The sequence below is a fragment of the Pseudomonas sp. NPDC087804 genome, assembly GCF_044742965.1.
Classification (GTDB): Bacteria; Pseudomonadota; Gammaproteobacteria; order Pseudomonadales; family Pseudomonadaceae; genus Aquipseudomonas; species Aquipseudomonas rustica.
In genome coordinates this window covers 1-18,889 of sequence record NZ_JBIUVN010000021.1, presented here as the reverse complement: position 1 = coordinate 18,889, position 18,889 = coordinate 1, and the positions used below count along the sequence as shown (strand labels likewise).

At 59.1% G+C, this 18,889-nt stretch carries 16 protein-coding genes and 1 pseudogene; 4 read left to right on the top strand and 13 right to left on the bottom strand.

Going from position 1 to position 18,889, the window contains the following annotated elements; translation table 11 throughout:
- Nucleotides 1-128 precede the first annotated feature (128 nt).
- On the top strand, nt 129-1,757 hold the full coding sequence (locus tag ACIOMO_RS21160) for a glucan biosynthesis protein D (protein ID WP_008081609.1): 1,629 nt from the start codon (nt 129-131) through the stop codon (nt 1,755-1,757).
- A gap of 206 nt (nt 1,758-1,963) precedes the next feature.
- On the opposite strand, the gene ACIOMO_RS21155 is transcribed toward ACIOMO_RS21160, so the two are convergent.
- From ACIOMO_RS21155 to ACIOMO_RS21145, 3 genes are all read right to left on the bottom strand, one after another.
- On the bottom strand, nt 1,964-3,070 hold the full coding sequence (locus ACIOMO_RS21155) for an NADH:flavin oxidoreductase/NADH oxidase (protein WP_008081610.1): 1,107 nt from the start codon (nt 3,068-3,070) through the stop codon (nt 1,964-1,966).
- A 256-nt stretch (nt 3,071-3,326) separates the two neighbouring features.
- Nucleotides 3,327-5,036, bottom strand: a complete 1,710-nt coding sequence (gene recJ, locus ACIOMO_RS21150; RefSeq protein ID WP_401243411.1) for a single-stranded-DNA-specific exonuclease RecJ — start codon at nt 5,034-5,036, stop codon at nt 3,327-3,329.
- Nucleotides 5,037-5,091: 55 nt separating this feature from the next.
- Complete coding sequence (locus tag ACIOMO_RS21145; RefSeq protein WP_007908961.1) at nt 5,092-5,634, bottom strand: YaeQ family protein; 543 nt, start codon at nt 5,632-5,634, stop codon at nt 5,092-5,094.
- Between the two features lie 146 nt (nt 5,635-5,780).
- Between ACIOMO_RS21145 and ACIOMO_RS21140 the strand changes: the two genes are divergently transcribed.
- Nucleotides 5,781-6,980, top strand: a complete 1,200-nt coding sequence (locus tag ACIOMO_RS21140) for a CaiB/BaiF CoA transferase family protein (protein ID WP_400650925.1) — start codon at nt 5,781-5,783, stop codon at nt 6,978-6,980.
- Nucleotides 6,907-7,887, top strand: a complete 981-nt coding sequence (locus tag ACIOMO_RS21135) for a TIGR02285 family protein (RefSeq protein WP_401243409.1) — start codon at nt 6,907-6,909, stop codon at nt 7,885-7,887. The genes ACIOMO_RS21140 and ACIOMO_RS21135 overlap by 74 nt, the downstream gene beginning before the upstream one ends.
- A 176-nt stretch (nt 7,888-8,063) precedes the next feature.
- Here ACIOMO_RS21135 and ACIOMO_RS21130 read toward each other — a convergent pair whose 3' ends face one another.
- The 8 genes and pseudogenes from ACIOMO_RS21130 to xerD all read right to left on the bottom strand — a co-directional run bounded on the left by ACIOMO_RS21130 (nt 8,064) and on the right by xerD (nt 16,152).
- The gene (locus ACIOMO_RS21130; RefSeq protein WP_053117463.1) at nt 8,064-8,345 is read right to left on the bottom strand and encodes a DUF3509 domain-containing protein; all 282 of its coding nucleotides are present in this window, start codon (nt 8,343-8,345) and stop codon (nt 8,064-8,066) included.
- 164 nt (nt 8,346-8,509) lie between these two features.
- A complete protein-coding gene (locus ACIOMO_RS21125) occupies nt 8,510-8,917 on the bottom strand; it encodes a response regulator (RefSeq protein WP_401243407.1) in 408 nt (135 codons plus the stop codon).
- A gap of 117 nt (nt 8,918-9,034) precedes the next feature.
- Complete coding sequence (locus ACIOMO_RS21120) at nt 9,035-10,381, bottom strand: transporter substrate-binding domain-containing protein (RefSeq protein WP_401243405.1); 1,347 nt, start codon at nt 10,379-10,381, stop codon at nt 9,035-9,037.
- Between the two features lie 119 nt (nt 10,382-10,500).
- Nucleotides 10,501-11,910 (bottom strand): threonine synthase, encoded by a 1,410-nt coding sequence (gene thrC / locus ACIOMO_RS21115; RefSeq protein WP_159813836.1) that lies wholly within the window; start codon nt 11,908-11,910, stop codon nt 10,501-10,503.
- Nucleotides 11,911-12,019: 109 nt separating this feature from the next.
- Complete coding sequence (locus ACIOMO_RS21110) at nt 12,020-13,324, bottom strand: homoserine dehydrogenase (RefSeq protein WP_007908972.1); 1,305 nt, start codon at nt 13,322-13,324, stop codon at nt 12,020-12,022.
- 131 nt (nt 13,325-13,455) lie between these two features.
- Entirely contained in the window at nt 13,456-14,187 is a 732-nt protein-coding gene (gene dsbC, locus ACIOMO_RS21105; RefSeq protein ID WP_053117452.1) for a bifunctional protein-disulfide isomerase/oxidoreductase DsbC, read from the bottom strand.
- A 242-nt stretch (nt 14,188-14,429) separates the two neighbouring features.
- Nucleotides 14,430-14,555 (bottom strand): annotated as a pseudogene (locus tag ACIOMO_RS21100) (site-specific tyrosine recombinase XerD); the annotation flags it as partial.
- 700 nt (nt 14,556-15,255) lie between these two features.
- Nucleotides 15,256-16,152: a site-specific tyrosine recombinase XerD gene (gene xerD, locus ACIOMO_RS21095; protein ID WP_053117450.1), complete on the bottom strand. Its 897-nt coding sequence runs from the start codon at nt 16,150-16,152 to the stop codon at nt 15,256-15,258.
- A gap of 108 nt (nt 16,153-16,260) precedes the next feature.
- Between xerD and ACIOMO_RS21090 the strand changes: the two genes are divergently transcribed.
- Entirely contained in the window at nt 16,261-18,069 is a 1,809-nt protein-coding gene (locus ACIOMO_RS21090; RefSeq protein WP_401243402.1) for a cation:proton antiporter, read from the top strand.
- Between the two features lie 86 nt (nt 18,070-18,155).
- Here the strand turns inward: ACIOMO_RS21090 and ACIOMO_RS21085 are convergent, their stop codons facing one another.
- Both ACIOMO_RS21085 and ACIOMO_RS21080 read right to left on the bottom strand, forming a co-directional pair.
- Nucleotides 18,156-18,569 carry an acyl-CoA thioesterase gene (locus tag ACIOMO_RS21085; RefSeq protein ID WP_401243400.1) on the bottom strand — a complete coding sequence of 138 codons (414 nt, stop codon included), beginning with the start codon at nt 18,567-18,569 and terminating at the stop codon, nt 18,156-18,158.
- A 145-nt stretch (nt 18,570-18,714) separates the two neighbouring features.
- Nucleotides 18,715-18,889, bottom strand: a 175-nt coding sequence (locus tag ACIOMO_RS21080; RefSeq protein WP_401243471.1) for a 50S ribosomal protein L19, incomplete at its 5' end; no start/stop codon positions are given.

Sequence of the window (18,889 nt, the reverse complement as noted above, 5' to 3'; positions counted from 1 at the left end):
CGAACCGTTTAAGCTAGCGGGCATCTGTTTATAGTCCGTTGCGTTTGGCCGAAGGCTTGTCCGAACCGTTATTTCCGATCCAGCACGTGCCAGGAAGGGCGCGGGATTGCACACGACAGGTTGTATTTATGCACCGCAGGAATTTGCTCAAAGCGTCCATGGCCATTGCGGCTTACACCGGTCTTTCGGCCACCGGCCTGCTGGCGACCCGCGCATGGGCGGCCAGTGGTGGCGCCGCTGATGGCGAGGCGCAGGCGTTTGACTTCGAAGCGCTGAAGCGCCAGGCCAAGCAACTGGCTGGCAGTGCCTATCAGGACACTAAACAGGTGCTGCCGCCGACGCTGGCGACCATGACGCCGCAGAATTTCAACGCGATCCGTTACGACGGCAATCATTCGTTGTGGAAGGAAAACAAGGGCCAGCTCGACGTGCAGTTCTTCCACGTCGGCATGGGTTTCCGCCAACCGGTACGCATGTACAGCGTCGACCCGAAGACTCGTACCGCGCGCGAAGTGCATTTCCGCCCGGCGCTGTTCAACTACGAGAACACCTCGGTCGACACCCAGCAGCTCAAGGGCGATCTGGGTTTTGCCGGCTTCAAGCTTTTCAAGGCACCAGAACTGGATCGCCATGACGTGGTGTCGTTCCTCGGCGCCAGTTATTTCCGTGCGGTGGACGCGACTGGCCAATATGGCCTCTCCGCGCGTGGTCTGGCGATCGACACTTACGCCAAAAAACGCGAAGAATTCCCTGATTTCACCAAATTCTGGTTCGAGACCCCGGATCAGAACGCCACGCGTTTTGTGGTCTACGCCCTGCTCGACTCGCCGAGTGCGACCGGCGCTTACCGCTTCGACATCGATTGCCAGGCCGAGCGTGTGGTGATGGAGATCGACGCGCACATCAATGCACGCACCGCCATCGAGCAACTGGGCATCTCGCCGATGACCAGCATGTTCAGCTGCGGCAACCACGAACGGCGCATGTGCGACACCATCCACCCGCAAATCCATGACTCGGATCGCCTGGCGATGTGGCGCGGCAACGGCGAGTGGATCTGCCGTCCGCTGAACAACCCGGCGACTCTGCAATTCAACGCGTTTGCCGATACCGATCCGAAAGGTTTCGGCCTGGTGCAGACCGACCATGAGTTCGCCAACTATCAGGACACCGTCGACTGGTACAGCAAGCGTCCGAGCCTGTGGGTCGAACCCACCACCGCGTGGGGCGAGGGCTCTATCGATCTGCTGGAAATTCCTACGACTGGCGAGACGCTCGATAACATCGTGGCGTTCTGGACACCGAAGAAACCGGTGGCTGCCGGTGATTCGCTGAACTATGGCTACAAGCTCTACTGGAGCGCTTTGCCGCCGGTGAGCACGCCGTTGGCACGGGTGCAGGCAACTCGTTCCGGGATGGGCGGTTTTGTTGAGGGTTGGGCACCGGGCGAGCATTACCCGCCGGTGTGGGCGCGTCGTTTTGCTGTGGATTTCACGGGTGGCGGCCTTGATCGATTGCCACAGGGCACCGGGATTGAGCCGGTGGTGACGTGCTCGAACGGCAAGGTGCAGGATTTCAGCGTGCTGGTGCTGGATGACATCAAGGGTTACCGGATTCTGTTTGACTGGTACCCGACCAGTGACAGCGTTGAGCCGGTGGAGCTGCGGTTGTTTATTCGCACCAACGATCGCACGCTGAGCGAGACGTGGTTGTACCAGTACTTCCCGCCGGCGCCGGATAAGCGCAAATACCCTTGATGTTTCTTTAGCGTCTGATTGGGCCTCATCGCGAGCAGGCTCACTCCTACATTTAGTCTGCGTCGAACACACATTCTGTGTACGGCAGAATCCCTGTAGGAGTGAGCCTGCTCGCGATAGCATCCGCCCAGGCAGTAAAAAAACACCCACCAAAAACAAAGCCCCGGCCATCACTGACCGGGGCTTTTTGCTTTATCGCTACTGACTCAATCGCGCAAATCAGACTCATGAATCGGCTGATCACGGTGCGTCGCGCGCTGATACTGCGCCGGCCACACCGCTTTGCGCCCCCCGAGATCATCGTCGGCATGCAGCGGCCAGTACGGATCACGCAACAACTCGCGGGCGAGGAAGATGATGTCGGCCTGACAGGTGCGCAGAATGTGCTCGGCCTGCGCCGGCTCGGTAATCATTCCCACCGTGCCGGTGGCGATGCCTGACTCCTTCCGGACACGCTCGGCGAAGCGCGTCTGATAACCCGGCCCGACGGGGATTTCGGCATTCGCTGCGGTGCCACCCGAAGACACATCGATCAGATCGGCGCCAAGGGTGTGCAGGCGTCGCGCCAGCTCCACGGTTTCATCCGGATTCCAGCCGTCCTCTACCCAGTCGGTAGCCGATACGCGGACAAACAACGGCAACTCTTCCGGCCAAACCGCCCTCACCGCTTCAGTCACTTGCAGCACCAGACGAATACGATTTTCAAACGAACCACCGTACTGATCGCGGCGCTGGTTGCTCAGCGGCGAGAGAAATTGATGCAGCAGATAACCATGCGCCGCGTGTACCTCAACCACACTGAAACCGGCCTTGAGCGCGCGTTTGGCAGCATCGACAAAGGCCTGGATGACGTCGGCAATCTGCCCTTCATCCAGCTGTTTCGGTTGCGTGTGTTGCGGGTCAAAGGCAATCGGCGACGGCCCGACCGGAGTCCAGCCGCCGTCATCGGGTTTAACGCTGCCATGCTTGCCGAGCCAAGGCCGATGGGTGCTGGCCTTGCGCCCGGCGTGAGCCAGTTGAATCCCGGCGACCGCGCCTTGGGAGGTAATGAAGCGAGTGATGCGTTGCAGCGGTTCGATCTGTTCGTCGTTCCACAGGCCAAGGTCTTCGGCGGTGATCCGCCCGTCGGCCGTGACCGCCGTGGCTTCGGTGAATACCAGACCGGCGCCGCCCACCGCGCGGCTGCCGAGGTGTACCAGGTGCCAGTCGTTGGCCAATCCGTCGACGCTGGAGTACTGGCACATCGGCGAGACGGCGATGCGGTTGGGCAGGGTCAGTTGGCGAAGGGTGAAGGGTTCAAGCAGCAGACTCATGGGGCACCTCTCAAATCAGTGGGCAGGCTCCAGGGTTCTGTTTGAATAGTCGACGAGTGACAGGAAAAAGGTGCAGCACCCGCCCCCGCGGGCAAAAAATTCGACAAGACGTCACAAGGCCAATCAAGCAGTGCTTAGAGCCTAGTCGACAACGGGGGATCGGGGGAAATTCAAGAAAAGATCGCAGCCTTCGGCAGCTCCTACAGAAAAGCGCATTCCCATGTAGGAGCTGCCGAAGGCTGCGATCTTTTGATCTTCAGCGCGGTTCGATATGGGCAATCATCAACTGAACGGTCTCATTACCCCGAAACTCGTTAACATCGAGCTTATAGGCGAGCTCAACCCACTTGATCGTCGGATTCGGCCAGATATCCCGGTCAATCCCAAACGCGATGCCATCCAGCTTCACCGAGCCACACTCGCTCTTCAGCACCACTTTCAAATGCCGCTCACCGACCACCCGCTGCTCAATCAACTGAAACACCCCGTGAAACAGCGGCTCAGGAAAATGCTGCCCCCAAGGCCCGGCATGGCGCAGGGCGCGGGCCAGTTCGAGGTGGAATTCTTCCACCGCCAACGTGCCGTCCGAGAGCATGCGCCCGGTCAGGTCTTCCTCGCGAAGTTGCCTACGCACTTCAGCGTCAAAGGCCTCGGCAAACAGCGGAAAATTCTCCTGCGGCAAGGTCAGACCGGCGGCCATCGCGTGACCACCGTACTTGGCGATCAGGGTTGGATGCTGCGCTGCAACAACGCTCAGCGCGTCACGAATATGGAAGCCCTGCACCGAGCGCCCCGAGCCCTTGAGCAAGCCATCACCGGCATCAGCAAAGGCAATGGTCGGACGGAAATAACGCTCTTTCATCCGCGACGCGAGAATACCGATCACGCCTTGGTGCCACTCCGGATCGAACAGGCACAGACCAAATGGCATCGACTCCACCGGCAAGTCCTTGAGCTGCGCCAGCGCTTCACGCTGCATGCCCTGCTCGATGGATTTGCGATCCTGGTTCATACCGTCCAGTTGCGCGGCCATTTCCTGGGCCTTGCTGGCGTCGGCAGTGAGCAGGCATTCGATGCCCAGGCTCATGTCATCCAGACGCCCGGCAGCGTTCAGGCGCGGGCCGACGATAAAACCGAGATCGGTGGACGTGATGCGAGTGGCGTCACGCTTGGCCACTTCAAGAATCGCTTTGATCCCCGGCCGTGCGCGACCGGCGCGAATTCGCTCCAGGCCTTGGTGCACCAGAATCCGGTTGTTGGCGTCCAGCGGTACCACGTCGGCAACGCTGCCCAGTGCCACCAGATCAAGCAACTCACCGATGTTCGGCTGCGGCTTGTTCTCGTACCAGCCGAGGCTGCGCAAACGCGCGCGCAACGCCATCAACACATAGAAAATCACCCCGACGCCGGCCAGTGCCTTGCTCGGAAACTCGCAGCCAGGCTGGTTCGGATTGACCAGAGCATCGGCCTGCGGCAATTCATCGCCCGGCAAGTGGTGGTCGGTGATAAGTACTTTGAGCCCATGACGTTTCGCAGCGGCCACACCTTCGACGCTGGAGATGCCATTGTCGACGGTCACCAGCAAGTGCGGCTCACGAGTCAAAGCGACTTCGACGATTTCCGGGGTCAGGCCGTAGCCATATTCAAAGCGGTTCGGCACCAGATAATCGACGTGCGCCGCACCGAGCAAACGCAAGCCAAGCATGCCTACCGTGCTGGCCGTCGCGCCGTCCGCATCGAAGTCGCCGACGATGAGGATGCGCTGGCGTTGCTCCAGCGCCGTCACCAGCAAGTCCACCGCCGCATCAATGCCCTTGAGCTGCTGGAACGGGATCAACCGCGCCAGGCTCTTGTCCAGCTCTGCCTCGGACTGCACGCCCCGCGCCGCGTACAGGCGGGTCAGCAGTGGCGGAATATCACCGAGAAAAGGCAGAGTTTCGGGCAGTAGGCGAGGTTCGATGCGCATGGGGTGACGGAGACTTCTCTTTAATACGTGGGATTAATCAGCTACAGGCGCGGGATCAGCCGCGCTCACCTTGTAGCCATTGCAACTGGACTTCGTGCTGACCACGGTCGTCGGTGACGAAGATCGTCCCTTCACTGATCATCACGTCCCACTTGATGACGCGGGGCATGTCTTTGGCCAAAGTCTCCAGCACTTCTTGCGGGACGGCGGCGATGTTGACGTTTTTCAGGTTCTTGATCGCCGGGATCACTTTGGTTTCCCAGACGCGCAGGCTGCCGTAGGCCAGCAAGCTGGTGCGCTCGGTGCGACGCGAGCACCAGGTCAGGCGATCGGCGTCTGGCTGGCCCACTTCAATCCAGTGCAGAACACGGTCGTCCAGGCTCTTTTCCCACAGCGCAGGTTCGTCCACGTCTGACAGACCGCGACCAAACGACAACTGCTCGTTGTACCAGAGCGCGTAGGCCAGCAGCCGCACGGTCATGCGTTCTTCGGTTTCCGAAGGGTGACGGGCGATGGTCTGCTTGACGCTCTCGTAGACACTGCGGTCGAGGTCGGTGAGGTTCAGTTCAAATTTGTAGGTAGTGGACGGCTGGGCCATGAACGGGCTTCTTGATACGAGGAAAGGCGGCAAGTCTAACCGATGCGGTAGGCAATCATCGAATTGATGGCGATCAACCTGCGGCGTCTGACAGCCGGCTATGTTAAAACGCTGTATCCGCACAGCCTTGTCCTACAGGATTCAGCATGCCGTTTTCCAACAAACCGCTCAGCGGTGTGAAAGTCATTGAATTGGGTACGTTGATTGCCGGGCCGTTTGCCTCGCGTATTTGCGGCGAGTTCGGCGCTGAAGTGATCAAGATCGAATCGCCGGATGGCGGTGATCCATTGCGCAAATGGCGAAAAATGTATGAAGGCACGTCCTTGTGGTGGTTCGTGCAGGCGCGCAACAAGAAATCGCTGACGCTGAACCTCAAGCATCCTGATGGCCTGGCGATCCTGAAAAAACTGCTCAGTGAAGCCGACATCCTCATCGAGAACTTTCGCCCCGGTGTGCTGGAAAAACTCGGCCTGAGTTGGGAAACCTTGCACGCGCTGAACCCGAAACTGGTGATGGTGCGCCTGTCCGGTTTCGGCCAGACCGGGCCAATGAAAGATCAGCCAGGCTTCGGCGCGGTTGGTGAATCCATGGGCGGTTTGCGCTATATCACCGGTTTTGAAGACCGCCCGCCCGTGCGCACCGGGATTTCTATTGGCGATTCGATTGCCGCGCTGTGGGGCGTGATCGGCGCACTGATGGCGCTGCGTCATCGCGAAGTCAATGGCGGGCTCGGCCAAGTGGTCGATGTGGCGTTGTACGAAGCTATTTTCGCGATGATGGAAAGCATGGTGCCGGAGTTCGATGTGTTCGGTTTCATCCGCGAACGCACCGGCAACATCATGCCCGGCATCACGCCCTCTTCGATTCACACCAGCGCCGACGGCAAGCACGTGCAGATCGGCGCCAATGGCGATGCGATCTTCAAGCGTTTCATGTTGATTATCGGCCGCGAGGATCTGGCTAATGACCCGATGCTGGCCAGCAACGACGGGCGCGACAGTCGCCGCGACGAGTTGTATGGCGTGATCGATCGCTGGGTCAATTCGCAGCCGCTGCAAACGGTGCTCGATCTGCTTAATCAGGCGGAAGTGCCGGTCAGCCGCATCTTCAGCGCCGAAGACATGTTCAGCGACCCGCAATACCTCGCCCGGGAGATGTTCCTGTCCGCCAAGTTGCCGGACGGCAAGGACTTCAAGATGCCGGGTATCGTGCCGAAACTTTCCGAGACACCGGGTAGTTCCGAATGGGTCGGGCCGACGCTGGGTGAACACAATGCGCAAGTGCTCAGCGACCTCGGTTACGACGCGCAGCAGATCGCCCGATTGCGCGAAGACGGAGCCATTTAAGCTGAAAAACCTGCATCCCTCAGACGCCAACCGCGCTCACCAATGGTGGACGTGGCGTCTGTTCGGCCTGTTGTTTTTGCTGGCCTCGCCAACGTGGGCGCAGGCGAAGCCCACATTGATCTGGTTGCTGCGCGACTTGCCACCGATGACGATTTTCGAAGGCCCGAAAAAAGGTCAGGGGGTGATCGATCATTTGATGCCGCAACTGATTGCGGGCATGCCGCAGTACGAACACAAGATCATGCGCGTCAACCGTGCGCGTGGTTTGCAGATGCTTCACGAAAACCCTTTCGCCTGCGACCCTGCGCTGCTGTGGAACAAAGAGCGCGCGCAATGGGTGGCGTATTCGATTCCGGCGATTCGCGCTGTAGCCAATGGCTTGGTGGTGCGTCAGAAAGATCGCGCGGTACTTGAACCATATCTGGTGGCCGGTGCGGTGGATTTTTCTGCGCTGCTGGCCAGTGGTGAGCGAAAAGTCGGCGTAGTTGCCGAACGCAGTTACGGCGAATACATCGACGGACTGTTGCGCCACGCCCCCAGCGGCGCATTGACCCCGCACTACGGCAATGATGCATTGAGCAATTTGCTGTCGATGCAGCGGTTGAACCGATTACAGGTGGTGCTCGGCTATTGGCCAGAGATCCGCTATCAGGCGAAACAGGCACAAATTCCGGAAGATGAACTGGAGTTCTATTCGATTCGCGGCACCGAGAAATATCTCTCAGGCTATGTCGCTTGTTCCGACACCACGCAGGGCCGTCAGGCCATCAGCGAAATCAACCAACTGCTGCGCACCCTGCCCCACGAGCATTTGAATCAACTCTACGCGGCGTGGCTGGATCCCGAACGACAAGCGGATTATCTGCAGCAGGCGCGGACGTTTTTCGAGCAGCAAGCCGCGCAATAGGCAAACGCCAGACAAAAGAAACCCCGAGAAGTGGGGAGACGACTCGGGGTTAAACTTGGCCTACATAAAGACCAGTAGCAGCAAGCGACAAGCACCGGAGCACAATGCTTGATCCTGCTGTTACTGGGTCTGACTGACAGGGATGCAGGAAGGTTCCCACAAAAAATATTTCATCTTTACAGCGTCGGACGTTTATCCAGCGCTGCGTTGCGCAATGCCGCGATCACACAGGGTTCCAGCCGTCCTTCGGCGATCAGCACGTCACGGTGCAGGCCGTCGACGACATCGGTCAGCAAGCGTTTGTCGCTCAACTGCGCCTGATTGAATTCGCGTTCCACCACAATGGCGCCGTTGCTGTTCTTCAGGGTCACCAGGCATTCGCCATGGCTGCCGCGAGGGGTCAACGTCACTTGATACGGGCTCAGAGCCTCACCGAGCAATAGACTGATACTTTCCATCTCGATCTCCACTCAATAGTCCGAAAACACAGTGCCTGGGGCGTGTTCACAATAAATGACCACCGGCCCGAGAAGAAAGTTCTGCCTGCGATTGCTCCATCCCTGGAGCCTTACCGGTCTATGGAGCATGCACGGCGAAGATGACAGTAAAAATACCCCGCGTTTCAAGCCCCGGCAGGTTGATGCAACGCGCTGAGGTATTGATCAAGCAAACCGCGCATCAACACCGCCGAAACCGGCGTTTGCAGGCGTCCGAGCAGTTGCAGCTCATGCGCGTGCAGCAGCGTTTCAAGGTCGGTCAGCAGGCTCGGCGCCACGTTGCCCAGCAGAATCAATGCGCGTGATTGCTCCTGCCGGGTCAGATGATGGATCAACGCCAGGCCATCGCCGCCCTTGAGTTGCGGATCGCAGATGGCGATATCGATGACGCCGCTTTGCTCCAGCGAACCCAAGGCCGAACCCAGCGACGGCGCGGTCAGTACGTTGTAGATGCCGATGGCGTTGAGCATCTGGTGCAACGCCATCAACTGGAACGGATTGTGTTCAAGGATCAGGACTTTGAGCGAGCGCATAGGCGACCTCTGAAACGGCGGGTGCGGACTCTCACCGCAGACACCGTTCACTCTAGGGCAGCCGTCCTCAGCCTCCCATCGGAAAAGGCCTCAGGGGTTATAGGACTTTTCCCAAACTCAGTGCAGACGTCGGCTCATGTCTGTCCAGCCACCGAGCAGTCCGCGCAGTTTTCCGTCGGCGCTGTAAAACGGCACCGTCCATTGGTAGATCTCCCGCGAGCCGTTTTTGAATTGCAGTTGGCGCCGGCAGAATCGCGTCTTGCGCGTCTGCAACTGCGCCATGAATTCGTCGTGAAGCATGCGCGACGTGATCTGTGGCAGGGCATCAACCTCCATCAGCGAGCGTCCCTGAACTTGATCGAAACGAATGTCGAGCGCCTCCTCATAACTGCGATTGCACATGATCAGGCGGCCCAGCAGGTCGCGGACGAACACCGGATCGGGCATTGAATTGATCAACGCATGCTGAAACGCCAACTGGTCGCCGAGATCTTTTTCAGCTTCAGTGCGTTGCCTGATTGCCGCGCGCAATCGCCGATTCCAGACCAGCGACAACAGACCGAACGTGCCAATCACGGCCATCGCCCAACAGCCCCAACTGGCGATGCGCTGCCACACCGAGGGCACACGCAGCGGGGAAACACCGTCGAGCCATTTGAGCCGAATCGCGCGCAACTCCTCCGGCGGAAAAGCCTCAAGCGCCTTGTTGAGGATGCTCAACAACTCCGGCTGGCCCTTACGCACCGCCAAGTGATCTGCCTCCCATTTTCCCTCAAGCAAATCGCCGACCCTGAGCAATCCGGAAGGGAACAACTGCGCGCCAATCTCGTTTTCAATCGTGGCATAAGCTTCACCGCTTTCGACCAACGCCCGTGCTTCGGCATAGGTTTTCACCGAGCGGATCTCAATGGCCGGATAGTCGCGGCGAATGATGCCTTCCAGCGCGTGCCGGGCCGGCAGCACCAGTACACGTTTGGCCAACTGCTCCAGCGACTGAACCTGTGGTTCGCCAACACGCCCGACAAACACCCAGCCCGCACCGCCAAAGGCATGGCTGAAATCGAGGAACACTTTGCGCTCATCGCTCATCGCCAGCGTGGTGCTGATGTCCGCTTCACCGCGCTCCAGCCGTTCGAGCAGGTGGTCGGTGGAGAAAGACTCTTGATGAACAAACTGCAGGCCAGTCATCGCGCTGATGCGCCTGAGCACATCACTGTTCAGGCCGTTCCAGTGCGCATGTTCATCCTGGAACAGGTACAGCGGATACTGCACGGACGCGACGATGACCCGCGGATTGTCGCGGATCCATTGCTGCTCTTCTGCGTTGAGCTCGATGGGCTGAACCTTGCTGACGCCAGCGTCATGCTGCATCAGTTGCGCCGCTACCCCCCAGCGCATGAACCCCAGCATTGCCAATAAAAACAGCCAGCACAGGGCTGGCTTCAAATCTCTGGAAAACCACATTGCCACTTCCTTCGTGATCAACTCACCCGTCCTTCGTGGGTGAAAACCCGAGCAGTGTGGCAGCAGAAACAAAAAAGCCCGTCAGGAGACGGGCTTCAAAATGTGACAGCTTTTGCGGCTTACAGCGGCTTGCCGCGGTTGCCATGCTGGCTGACAAAGGCTTGCACGGCTTTCAGCTCGTTTGGCAGAACGGTGCAGCGCTCATTTCGCTCAAACAAATCAGAAAGATGTGCAGGTAGTTCGAGCGCTTTTCCTACACCGGCTTTCTCTACGGCTTCAGGGAATTTCACCGGGTGAGCGGTGCCCAGGATGACCATCGGGATATCCAGGCTGCGACGGCATTCACGCGCAGCTTTAACACCGATGGCGGTGTGCGGATCCAGCACTTCACCAGTCTGCTCGTAGACTTCAGCGATGGTTTCGCAAGTCTGTGCGTCATCCACGGCCAGCGAATCGAACAGCTTGCGCGCTTCGGTCCAACGTTCTTGCTCGACGCTGAAACCGCCGCCCTGCTTGAACGAATCCATCAGACCGGCGATTGCTGCGCCGTTGCGACCGTGCAGGTCGAACAGCAGGCGTTCGAAGTTCGACGAGACCATGATGTCCATCGACGGCGACAGCGTGGCGTGCAGGGTGTCCTTGACGTACTGATTGCCGCTCATGAAGCGGTGCAGGATGTCGTTGCGGTTGGTGGCGACGATCAACTGGTTGATCGGCAGGCCCATGTTGCGCGCGAGGTAACCGGCAAAGATGTCGCCGAAGTTGCCGGTTGGCACCGAGAACGACACCGAACGCGCCGGGCCGCCCAACTGCAGCGCGGCGTGGAAGTAGTAAACGATCTGGGCCATGATCCGCGCCCAGTTGATCGAGTTCACCGCGACCAGACGCGTGCCTTTGAGGAAGCTCTGGTCAGCGAAGCTGTTCTTGACCATTTCCTGGCAGTCATCGAAGTTGCCTTCGATGGCGATGTTGTGGATGTTCTCGCCGAAGATCGTGGTCATCTGGCGACGCTGCACTTCCGACACGCGCTTGTGCGGGTGCAGGATGAAGATGTCGACGTTTTCGCAGTGCTTGCAGCCTTCGATGGCGGCCGAACCGGTATCACCGGAAGTAGCGCCAACGATCACTACGCGCTCGCCGCGTTTTTCCAGCACGTAGTCGAGCAAACGACCGAGCAGTTGCAGGGCGAAGTCCTTGAACGCCAGGGTCGGGCCGTGGAACAGCTCCAGCACCCATTCGTTGCCGTTCAACTGACGCAGCGGCGCCACGGCGCTGTGGGCGAACACGCCGTAGGTTTCTTCAAGAATCTTTTTGAAATCGGCATCCGGAATGCTGCCGGTGACGAACGGGCGCATCACCCGGAAGGCCAGCTCGTGATACGGCAGGCCGGCCCAGGAAGCGATTTCTTCCTGGGTGAAACGTGGCAGGTTTTCCGGAACGTACAGACCGCCGTCGGTCGCCAGACCAGCCAGCAGGACGTCTTCGAAATTCAGGGCCGGTGCCTGGCCGCGGGTACTGATGTAACGCATAAGGGCAAACCTTCGGTTTGGGCTTCAAGCTACAAGCTACAAGCTGCAAGTAAAAGCCAGACCGCTTTTCTCTTGCCGCTTGCAGCTCGAAGCTTGCAGCTGCTTCTATTTAGTTCAAGTGCTCGACGCGGATCCGTACTACCGGACCATTCACGCCGGCCAGCGCTTCGAGGGCGGCGATGGCATCGTTGATGCGCTGCTCGACCACACGGTGGGTCAGCAGGATCATCGGCACCAGACCGTCGTGTTCCTCGACTTCTTTCTGCATGATCGACTCGATGTTGATGCCGCGCTCCGAGAGGATGCTCGCCACCTGAGCCAACACGCCCGGATGATCCTTGGCCTGAATGCGCAGGTAGTAAGCGCTTTCGCAGGCTTCGATCGGCAGGATCGGGTGAGCCGACAGCGAATCCGGCTGGAAGGCCAGGTGCGGCACGCGGTTTTCCGGATCGGAGGTCATGGCGCGAACCACGTCGACCAGATCGGCGATCACCGACGAAGCGGTTGGCTCCATGCCGGCGCCGGCGCCGTAGAACAGCGTCGAACCGGCGGCGTCACCGTTGACCATCACCGCGTTCATCACGCCGTTGACGTTGGCGATCAGACGATCGGCCGGGATCAGCGTCGGGTGCACGCGCAACTCGATGCCGGCAGCGGTGCTGCGCGCCACGCCGAGGTGCTTGATGCGGTAGCCCAGCGCTTCGGCGTAGTTGACGTCAGCGGTGGTCAGCTTGGTGATGCCTTCGGTGTAAGCCTTGTCAAATTGCAGCGGGATGCCGAACGCGATGGAAGCCAGAATCGTCAGCTTGTGCGCGGCGTCGATGCCTTCAACGTCGAAGGTCGGATCGGCTTCGGCGTAACCCAGTGCCTGCGCTTCGGCCAACACGTCTTCGAAGGTACGACCCTTCTCGCGCATTTCGGTGAGGATGAAGTTACCAGTGCCATTGATGATCCCGGCGACCCAGTTGATGCGGTTGGCGGACAGGCCTTCACGGATCGCCTTGATCACCGGAATGCCACCGGCCACGGCCGCTTCGAATGCGACGATCACGCCTTTCTCGCGAGCCTTGGCGAAAATTTCATTACCGTGAACGGCAATCAGAGCCTTGTTCGCGGTGACCACATGCTTGCCATTCTCGATGGCCTTGAGTACCAGCTCGCGGGCAACGGTGTAGCCGCCCATCAGCTCTATAACGATGTCGATCTCAGGGTTTGTGGCCACTTCGAAGACATCGTTGGTAATCGCAATACCGGTCGTCTGGAACTGAGGCTTTGGCGTGCGCATGGCAATTTGTGCCACTTCGATTCCACGCCCGGCACGACGAGCAATTTCCTCGGCGTTGCGCTGAAGTACGTTGAAGGTACCGCCACCGACGGTGCCTAACCCACAGATGCCTACTTTGACCGGATTCACTGTGAACTCCCCATAAAACGGCCGACGCTGGGTCGGCCGGAAAACAACCGCGTGCTCGCGGCTCTCTATTGATGGCCCGGCAATGTTGCTGCCGGACCATGATCGTCAGCGGCTGACCGTGACGATGCGAATTACTTCGCGCCCAGCGCCAGTTTGGCGACTTGTGGCGCAGGCTGGTAGCCCGGAATGACTTGTCCGTCGGCCAAAACGATGGCCGGTGTACCGTTCACGCCAATCGACTGACCCAGAGCGAACTGTTTGGAAACCGGGTTCTCGCACTTGGCGGCCTTGATTTCCTTGCCATCGACCATTTTGTCCATGGCGGCTTTCTTGTCTTTCGAGCACCACACGGCTTGCAGTTGCTCGTCGCCCGGCGAACCGAGGCCCTGACGCGGGAACGCAACATAGCGCACTTCGATGCCGCGCTTGTTCAGCTCAGGCACTTCGGCGTGCAGCTTGTGGCAGTACGGGCAGGTGGTGTCGGTGAACACGGTGATGTGCGATTTGGTTTCGCCGATGGCCGGGTAGACCACGGTTTCGGCAACCGGAATGGCGTTGACCAGTTTGGAGACGCCCAGGCGCTCAGTTTTCTCGGTCAGGTTGACTGGTTTGCCGTCCTTGAGCTGGAACAGGTAACCCTGAACGATGTACTGGCCATCGGCGCTGGCGTAGAGCACGCGGCTGCCTTTGAGTTTGACTTCGTACATGCCTGGCAACGGGCTGGCATTGATGCTTTCTACCGGAACCTCGAGTTCGAGTTTTTCCAGGCTTTGACGAATCGCTTTGTCGGCCGCGTCATCGGCGACGGCAAAGGTGCTGACCAACGCAATGGCTGCGGCGGCGAAAATCTGGGTCAGACGCATGAGAACTCCTGAAGGCGGACAAATGGAACGATCAGAACGCCCGTGCCGGAACACCGGGTCATAACCGTCCATCGTGCAAACCGGCAAAGCCTAACACATAAGGCCACGGTGGCCGAATGCGCCTGTCGCCACTCATCACACCTGCTGTATGTATGAGCTGCCGCAGGCTGCGATCTTTTGATTTTGTTTTTAAGATCAAAAGATCGCAGCCTTCGGCAGCTCCTACACGGGGGGGTATGGAGTTAACCGCGGGGGTGGTGTTTGGCGTGCAGCTCTTGCAGACGGGCGCGGGCGACGTGGGTGTAGATTTGCGTGGTTGAAAGGTCGCTGTGGCTCAGCAGCATCTGCACCACGCGCAACGCATTGCCTCTGCAACTGCTACACCACATGGGACTGACACACATTATTGTGGTGAGAGGATTTATCCCCGCTGGGTTGCGAAGCGGCCCTAAAACCATCCAACCCGATCTATCAGACAAACCGAGCAAGCCAGGTTTGGGGCCGCTGCACAGCCCGTCGGGGATAAATCCCCTCACCACAGATAAGTATTTCAAACTTTGCGTGGTTGAAAGGTCGCTGTGGCCGAGCAGCATCTGCACTACGTGCAACGCATTGCCTCTGCAACTGCTACACCCACATGGGACTGACACACATTATTGTGGTGAGGGGATTTATCCCCGATGGGTTGCGAAGCAGCCCTAAAACCATCCAACCCGATCTATCAGACAAACCGAGCAAGCCAGGTTTGGGGCCGCTGCGCAGCCCGTCGGGGATAAATCCCCTCACCACAGATAAGTATTTCAAACTTTGCGTGGTGGAGAGGTCGCTGTGGCCGAGCAGCATCTGCACCACGCGCAACGCATTGCCTCTGCAACTGCTACACCCACATGTAACTGACACACATTATTGTGGCGAGGGGATTTATCCCCGCTGGGTTGCGAAGCAGCCCTAAAACCATCCAACCCGATCTATCAGACAAACCGAGCAAGCCAGGTTTGGGGCAGCTGCGCAGCCCGTCGGGGATAAATCCCCTCACCACAGATAAGTATTTCAAACAAAGGGGATGTGTCAGCCGCGCGGGTGGTGTTTGGCGTGTAGCTCTTGCAGACGGGCGCGGGCGACGTGGGTGTAGATTTGCGTGGTGGAGAGGTCGCTATGGCCGAGCAGCATCTGCACCACGCGCAAATCCGCGCCATGGTTGAGCAGGTGCGTGGCGAACGCATGGCGCAACGTATGCGGCGACAACGACTTGCCAATCCCCGCGACCTTGGCCTGATGCTTGATGCGGTGCCAGAACGTCTGCCGGGTCATCTGCTCGCCGCGCTGACTGGGGAACAGCACATCGCTGGGCCGCCCGCCGAGCAGTTCACCGCGCCCATCGCGCATGTAGCGCTCGACCCAGACAATCGCTTCCTCGCCCATCGGCACCAGCCGCTCCTTACTGCCCTTGCCCATCACTCGCAACACACCCTGACGCAAGTTGACCTGTTCCAGCGTGAGGCTGATCAATTCGGTCACCCGCAGGCCGCAGGCATACAACACCTCAAGCATGGCGCGATCACGCTGACCGATCGCTTCGCTGAGATCCGGCGCCTTCAGCAGCGCTTCCACGTCAGCTTCCGACAACGACTTGGGCAACGGCCGACCCAGCTGCGGCATTTCGACACGTAACGTCGGGTCGACAGAAATCATCTTCTCGCGCAGCAAGTAGCGATAGAAGCCACGTACGCCGGAGAGAAATCGCGCCGTCGAGCGCGGTTTGTAGTTTTGCTCAAGGCGCCAGGCCAGATGATCGAGGATCAATTCGCGACCGGCATTGATCAGCTCGAGATTTTTCTCCTGCACCCAGCCGTTGAACAACGCCAGGTCACTGCGATAGGCGTCACGGGTGTTGTCGGACAGGCCTTTCTCCAGCCATAAAGCGTCGAGGAATTGATCAATCAGCGGGTGGTCAATGGCAGCCATGGGCACTCTGCACGCACACGCAAAAGCGCTGTACGCAAATAGAAAATGAACAGTAATAATGCGCGCTAGTCTTTCACAGCGCGCCATTTCAAGGAACAGGGAGCTTCAATGAACGAGCAGCAAATCCTATTGGCATTCGGTGGCATCGGTGTCGCCGCATTGGGCTGCCAATGGCTGGCATGGCGCCTGAAGCTGCCGGCGATTCTGTTTCTGCTGGTAACGGGGATTTTGGTCGGGCCGGTATTGGGTCTGCTCGATCCACAAGAGATGTTCGGCCCTCTGCTGATGCCGCTGGTATCGCTGGCGGTGGCGCTGATTCTGTTCGAGGGCAGCCTGACACTGCACCTGTCGGAATGGAAGGAAATCGGCAGCGTCGTGCATCGTCTGGTGACCATCGGTGCGCTGTCGACCTGGGTCGTCATCGCCGTCGCCACGCACTATCTGCTTGGTTTCGACTGGATGCTGGCCATCCTCTTCGGCAGCCTGACGCTGGTCACCGGCCCGACGGTGATTGTGCCGATGCTGCGCGTAGTGCGGCCGAAATCTTCCATCGCCAACATTCTGCGCTGGGAAGGCATCGTCATCGACCCGATCGGCGCCCTCCTCGCCGTTGTGGTTTACAGCTTCATTATTGCCAGCGCTGAAGGGCATGGGCTCAAGCAGAGTATGTTTACGTTTGGCGGGGTGATTCTGTGTGGCGCGGTGTTCGGCGTTGTCGGTGGCTGGCTGCTGGGGACGGTGATCCGCCGGCAATGGCTGCCGGAGTATTTGCATAACCTCGCGTCGCTGGCGGCGGTGCTGGGGATTTTCATTGCCTCCAACGAGGTGATGCACGAGTCCGGTCTGCTGGCGGTGACGCTGATGGGCATGTGGCTGGCGAATATGAAAGGCGTGGATGTGCGGCACATTCTGCACTTCAAGGAAAACCTCAGCGTGCTGCTGATTTCCGGGTTGTTCATTTTGCTCGCGGCGCGTCTGGATTTGTACGCGTTGATGGGCCTCGGGCCGTTGGTGCTGATTCTGTTGGTGGTGATTCAGTTCATCGCCCGACCGCTGAACGTGCTGCTCAGTACCGCCGGTTCGAGCCTGAGCTGGCGCGAGCGTGCGCTGCTGTGCTGGATCGCGCCGCGCGGAATTGTCGCGGCGGCGGTGTCGGCGATTTTTGCGATTCGTCTGCACGAGGCCGGGCATGAAGGGGCGCTGCTGCTGGTGCCGCTGACGTTTGCGGTGATCATCGGCACGGTAGTGCTGCAAAGCGCGACGGCGCGCCCGTTGGCACGTTTGCTTAAGGTGGCCGAACCGGCGCCGAGCGGCTTCCTGATCGTCGGCGCCAATGGCCCGGCACGCGAGCTGGCCAAGTCGTTGCAGCAATTGGGCAGCCGGGTATTGCTGACCGATTCAAGCTGGGAAAACATTCGTGCGGCGCGCATGGAAGGTTTGCCGACGTACTTCGGCAACCCGGCCTCGCAGCATGCCGATGCGCATCTGGATCTGGTCGGGCTGGGGCATTTGCTGGCGCTGTCGCCGTCGGGTGAGCTGAATACCTTGGCGGCGATGCGTTTCCGTCATGACTTCGGGCATCAGCGCTTGTTTGGCTTGGCGAGTGGTCAGGAAAGCCGTCGCAGTGACAAGCACCGGGCGAGTCTTGAGCATCGTGGCAATCAGTTGGGCAGCGAAGCGTTTACCTACGCGAAGCTGGCCAGTCAGATCGGCCAGGGGGCGGAGTTGTACAGCACGACGTTGACGGATGGCTTCAGTTGGGATGATTACCGGGCGCTGCATGGTAATCGCGCGACGTTGCTGTTTATGCGCGATGACAGCGGCTGGGTGCATGTGGTGACGCCGGAGACTGTCGTGAAGCCGGGGTCGGGGTGGACGTTATTGGCGTTGATTCAACCTGAGGCACAACAGGCTTAAAAGCAAAAGATCGCAGCCTTCGGCAGCTCCTACAGGGAAAACGCATCACATGTAGGAGCTGCCGAAGGCTGCGATCTTTTAAAGATTCAAGCTGCAAAACCCGGCAGCACCGGCACCGGGCGCTTATCGTCATCAATCGCGACAAAGCTGAACTGTCCATGAATCGCTTTCTCACAACCATCACAGCTCATGCTTTCAACAAACACTTCCACCTCAACCTTGAGGCTGGTGTTGCCGACCTTGATCACCTTGCCCACTAACTCAACGATCGAACCCGCCGGGATCGCGTGGTTGAAGTCGATGCGGTCGGTGGACACGGTCACCAGCGGCAAGCGGCAGAAGCGTGTGGCGGTGATGAACGAGACTTCGTCCATCCACGCCAGCGCCGTGCCGCCGAACAGGGTGTTGTGGTGGTTGGTGGTCGGCGGGAAGACGGCTTTGGTGACGCGGGTCACCGAGAGTTCGGTGCGGCGTTCGATTTCCTGGTCGCGGGTGGTCATGTCGGGCAGCTCGTAAACAGTGGATTGCGGATCGAAAGCAAGATCAAAAGATCGCAGCCTTCGGCAGCTCCTACAGAGGATCGGTGAAATTCGGGCAACAAAAAAGCAGCCCGTAGGCTGCTTTTTTCTGCATCGGAAGCTGGACTTAAGCCAGTTTTTCCTTGATGCGAGCTGCTTTACCCGACAGGTCGCGCAGGTAGTACAGCTTGGCTTTACGTACGTCACCGCGACGTTTAACAGCCATGCTGTCGATCTGCGGGGAGTAGGTCTGGAAAGTACGTTCTACGCCAACACCGTTGGAGATTTTACGAACGGTGAAC